Source organism: Synechocystis sp. LEGE 06083 (assembly GCF_015207725.1).
Lineage (GTDB): Bacteria > Cyanobacteriota > Cyanobacteriia > Cyanobacteriales > Microcystaceae > Synechocystis > Synechocystis salina.
This window is the reverse complement of record NZ_JADEWJ010000276.1, coordinates 1-5,074: the sequence shown is the minus strand read 5'-3', so window position 1 is coordinate 5,074 and position 5,074 is coordinate 1. Positions and strand designations below refer to the sequence as shown.

Here is a 5,074-nt window from a genome sequence, read left to right as displayed (position 1 = left end):
GCCTAACTCGGAGGAAATCCACAGTACTCTCCAAATACTGAAACGTCAAAATTACCGTCTCACCCATTTAATTCAGGATTTATTGCTCCTCTCTCGCATAGATTTACACGACGCTAATCGAAGTCAATTCCAACCCTGTTGCCTTAATGATTTGGTTAGTGATTTAGTGGAAGAGTTTGCTGGTTCGGGTATTACTGCTGGTGTGCAACTATCTGCTGAAATACGGGTTGAGCAACCCGTTAGGGTCAAGGGGGAAGAAGACCAACTTTATCGTTTAGTAGCCAATTTAATCAGTAATGCCATTCACTACACTCCCGCCGGAGGAATAGTGAAAATCATTCTTGAGACTGACAAACAACAGGCTATCATCCAGGTTCAAGATACGGGTATTGGTATTGCCCCAGCAGAACAAGCTCGGATTTTTGACCGCTTTTATCGGGTGGATGGGGCCCGGTCTCGACAACAGGGAGGGGCCGGATTAGGATTAGCCATTGCCCAGGCGATCGCCATTAAGCATCAAGGCGTTTTGAGCGTAGAAAGTGAATTGGGGCAAGGCAGTTTGTTCACCATACAGTTGCCCATTGTCTCCGCATCAATGGCCCATTCTTAACCTCATTTCATCTTGGTTTCATATTCCTCTGAAAGACTAAAGACATTCCACTGCACCTCAGACCCCTTTATTGGACTGGTTGCCCGTTTCTTTCCATTAAGTTAAGTTTAAAATTTTTCCAATCGCCCTATTCTGATCATTTGCCAAAACCTATGCAGAAAAAAATTTCTCCCCTACCCCGCCTTGCCCTCTGGTTGGGAGGCATTGGTTTAACTGCAGCTAGTTTAGTGCTCCCCACCGTAACCCAAGCCCAAAGTAACCTCTCCGGTGGTAGTGCCATTCCCCCTCTAGCGCCGATCCCCGAATCTACCTATATTCCCCCTTCAGTTCCCTCCGTCCCAAGCACTTCTACTGTAGACAGTAATGCCTTAGCCACTCACTTGCTTTTGGTTTTGGGAGAAAGGAAAGTTTACGCCTATCAAAACGACAAAGTTTTAGCCAGCTACCCCGTAGCCATAGGTAAAAAAGGTTGGGAAACTCCCCAGGGTAATTTCCAAGTTATTCAAATGGTGGAAAATCCTGTCTGGGAAAATCCTTGGAATGGGAAGAAAGTTCCCGCTAGTGTGAACGGCCCAATTGGCATCCGTTGGATTGGTTTTTGGAGCGATGGTAAAAATACCATTGGTTTCCATGGCACTCCTAAAAAACAGGAAAATCTCCTAGGTAAAGCCGTTTCCCATGGTTGTGTGCGGATGCGTAATCCGGACGTAGTCTCCCTATTCGGCATGGTACAAAGTGGTACCCCCGTCAGAGTGGTCCAGAAAAAATAGATTTTAGCCATTGGTGATCGGTATCGGCTCAGAATGGCAGTTCACCATTGCAATTATGACCCAGCTAATAACTACTCCCCTAGTAAATTGACAACTTTATGTTCCTCTTCTCATTTTTACTATCACCGTAGGCAACAGGGGAAGATTCAGTTGGGGCAAATATCTGTAGCGCCTGCATCATCTCAATTATGAAGCAATTATGAAAAGACATCGCTATCCACTATGCTTGTAATTATGAAACAATTATGAAAAGTAATGGATTGGCATGTACAGCGGCGATCGCTCCTTGGAGCCGGGCTTCTAGGGGCTGGTACTTGGTTGGGTAGACGGTTTAGCCAACCAGCGCTGGCTCAGGAGCAGCGTGCCCCGACTGCTCCGGGTCTTTATCACCAGGGCATGACTACCCTAGGCGATGTTGATCACCTTAAAAATGGCTTTGACCCTCACGTACTGCTAACCCAGTGGGATGGAGGACGTGTCTCAACGCTGCCCAGTAGGCAGCGCCTGCGAGAGTACGACATCGCCACCGTTGAGCGAGAGATTGAGGTGGCTCCGGGGGTGTTCTATCCTGCCTGGACGTACAACGGTCAGGTGCCGGGGCCAACGATTCGAGTCACGGAGGGCGATCGTATTCGCATTCGCTTTACCAACCAGGGTACTCACCTACACACCCTGCACTTTCACGGTATTCATGGAGCCAGGCAGGATGGCATTCCCGGAGTGATGGAGGCTGCGCCGGGGCAAACGGTGACCTACGAGTTTGATGCAAAACCCTTTGGCTGCCACCTCTATCACTGTCATTCTGTGCCGTTTAAGCGCCATCTCCACAAAGGGCTCTACGGAGCGTTCATTGTTGATCCTGACCCCCAGCGGCATCCCGACCAGGTAGAGGTTGCCCGATCGCGCCTGCTGGGCTCCCCAGAAAACCAGCGCTGGCAAGAGTTAATGATGGTGATGAATGCCTTTGACACCAACTTTGACGAGGAGAACGAAGTCTACGCGGTTAACTCTATTCCCCATGCCTACATGAAGCAGCCGATTCCCATTGAGCGCGATCGCCCAGTGCGCGTCTATCTAATTAACGTGACCGAGTTTGATCCGATCAATTCCTTTCACCTGCACGCCAATTTCTTTGACTATTACGACCATGGGACGACGTTGACGCCGACTTCCCGCACCGTCGATACGGTGATGTTATGTCAGGGGCAGCGGGGCATCATCGAATGTTCCTTTGCTGACTTTGAACCAGGGGTGTACATGTTCCATGCTCATCAGGCCGAATTTGCGGAACTGGGCTGGATGAGTGCCTTTGAGGTGGTGGCATGAAGGCTTTGCCCTGGCGCTGGATGTTGCCGCCCATTCTATTAGCTGGGTTGATCGCTCTACTGATAATCATGAGCCCGGCTCGGTTGCTCAACTTGAATGCACCGCCCCTGGAGTCTCTGATTGTGGAGCGCACTGTGTTAAATGATCGAGGCATTACCCTTAAAGTGCGGGCGGAGGGGTCAGAACCCATGACTATTGCTCAGGTTCAGGTGGATGGCGCCTATTGGGCGTTTACCCAGCAGCCCCCTGGCCCGATCCGGCGACTGGTGACGGCAACAGTGCAAATTCCATACCCCTGGGTAGAGGGCGAAGCGCATCATGTTCAGTTTTTGACCAACACAGGTGTTACTATTGCCCATCCCATTGAAGTTGCTTTACCCACACCCCCTCTGTCTTTGGGCACACTGCTGAGCTATGGCTGGCTGGGGCTCTATGTGGGGCTGGTGCCGGTGGGGTTAGGCATGTTGTGTTACCCCTATTTAAAAGTGCTGGGCCAACGGGGACTGACCTTTGTTTTAACACTGACGTTGGGTATGCTGGCATTTTTGCTGGTAGATACCATACAGGAAGGGCTGGAGCTGGCCGCAAAGGCGGCGATCGCCTTTCAAGGTCAGGCCTTAGTCTGGTTTGCAGCTATAGTGGCATGTCTGGCCCTATTTGCTGTGGGCCGCCGCCGAGGCAAACCGCCGGAAGGCACTGCCCTCTCTACCTATATGGCTTTGGGGATTGGCCTACACAATCTGGGGGAAGGGCTGGCGATCGGCACTGCTTTTGCTCTGGGGGAACTGGCGCTGGGTTCGTTTCTGGTAATTGGCTTTACCCTCCACAATCTGACTGAAGGGCTGGGCATTGTCGCGCCATTGCTCAAGCAAAAACTGCGTTGGCAGACCTTCATCTTGCTAGCTATCCTAGCCGGACTCCCTGCAGTGCTTGGTATCTGGGTAGGAGCCTTTGCTTTTTCTCCCCATTGGGCAGCCTTGTTCTTGGGGATTGGTGCAGGGGCAATTTTGCAGGTAATTGTAGAACTCGGCACCTACCTACAGCGGCAACTGCATCAGTCAAAGCTCTTCGGCTTGGAGGGGATGAGTTTAGCTGGTTTTACTACCGGGCTACTCGTGATGTACAGCACCGCGCTGTTGGTGAAATTTTAGCCCTTGATAGTGAAGTCAAGTGTAGGGTTTAAGCTAAATTCAACGTTGTTCACAAGATATATATGTCTAAGAGAATTGTCGAAGTGTTTATAGCCGGATGCCCATTATTAAGATCGCTACGTTAGAGCAGGAAATTCAGCAGGCTATGGCCAGTAAAACCATGCTGGAAACCTACCGCACAACCTGGGCTGCCCGACCCTTAGACAATCCATCTGACATTAAAATTTGTAATTGGGCTTTGCTCTAGGGAGAGTGTATCGTGTGCGTCCGCGCTGTAGACAGATATTGAGTTTATCCCAACAAAGGTACGTGAGGCGACATAGCCATTCGCATATTGTCTTATTGCGAATTCTGTTCCAATGCTTGACCCCAAAAACACGATGATTGTAGTCCCATCCATTTATCATTGCGGGTCACTACAACTATTAAGAATGAAGAAAACAAAAACCCACGGGCAAAAAGCTATACGTGGGCAATGTAAAACATATTTTGATCAATATTGATTGTGACAAAAATTTAATTTTGGTCAACTTCCTGGTCCTGGGCTTGGACATATTTCTCAGCTTTCATCAGATTAGCCAAAGCTGATTCTAAATGGGGCCCTGCATCCACCGCAACCCAATCTTCATTGGTCAAGTGCCGCCATTCAAAATGTAGGTGGGGTCCTGTAGACATGCCCGTACTACCAATGCGCCCAATCACTTGACCCCGAGCCACTTGTTGACCTAATTCCACCAAAATTTCCGACATGTGAGCGTAACGGGACTCCTGGGTTCCTTCCAAATGTTGTAGTGTCACCATTAAGCCGTAACCGCCGGACAATTGGGCCGTCGTCACTACACCGTCATAGGCTGCTAAAACTGGGGTTCCCGTGGGAGCACCCATGTCTGTGCCATTGTGCATCCGACCTTGTCCGCTAATGGGGTGCATCCGCCAGCCAAAGGCGGAAGTTATGGGGCTACCACCAGCTATGGGGAAAACTAAGTCCGTCCCTTGCCTCGGTTGTCCTTGGGGGGCATATAAGCCAGTAGCCCTGGTGTATTCGGACAGGGGAGCTAGGGCAATTTTAATACCGCGATTAGCAATGGGTGCCAAGCTAAAAACTTGATTACTTGCCACCGGTTGCCCGATCGCCAGGGAACTAACTTTGGACTGAATATTTCGCGGATTGAGGGGAGAACGGTTATTAACGGGGGCCGGATTGTTGGCGTTGATTC

At 50.1% G+C, this 5,074-nt stretch carries 6 protein-coding genes; 5 read left to right on the top strand and 1 reads right to left on the bottom strand.

From position 1 onward, the window contains the following. From IQ219_RS16660 to IQ219_RS16640, 5 genes are all read left to right on the top strand, one after another. Positions 1-610, top strand: a 610-nt coding sequence (locus IQ219_RS16660) for a cell wall metabolism sensor histidine kinase WalK (protein ID WP_228017243.1), incomplete at its 5' end; no start/stop codon positions are given. Between the two features lie 152 nt (positions 611-762). Next, on the top strand, positions 763-1,380 hold the full coding sequence (locus IQ219_RS16655; RefSeq protein ID WP_190595580.1) for a L,D-transpeptidase: 618 nt from the start codon (positions 763-765) through the stop codon (positions 1,378-1,380). A 255-nt stretch (positions 1,381-1,635) separates the two neighbouring features. Further along, positions 1,636-2,706: a multicopper oxidase domain-containing protein gene (locus tag IQ219_RS16650; protein WP_190595578.1), complete on the top strand. Its 1,071-nt coding sequence runs from the start codon at positions 1,636-1,638 to the stop codon at positions 2,704-2,706. Next, a complete protein-coding gene (locus IQ219_RS16645) occupies positions 2,703-3,857 on the top strand; it encodes a ZIP family metal transporter (RefSeq protein ID WP_190595576.1) in 1,155 nt (384 codons plus the stop codon). The genes IQ219_RS16650 and IQ219_RS16645 overlap by 4 nt, the downstream gene beginning before the upstream one ends. Positions 3,858-3,954: 97 nt before the next feature. Continuing rightward, positions 3,955-4,104, top strand: a complete 150-nt coding sequence (locus tag IQ219_RS16640) for a hypothetical protein (RefSeq protein ID WP_190595574.1) — start codon at positions 3,955-3,957, stop codon at positions 4,102-4,104. 269 nt (positions 4,105-4,373) lie between these two features. Here IQ219_RS16640 and IQ219_RS16635 read toward each other — a convergent pair. Then, positions 4,374-5,074: M23 family metallopeptidase (locus tag IQ219_RS16635; protein ID WP_194073344.1), on the bottom strand; the 701-nt coding region annotated here is incomplete at its 5' end.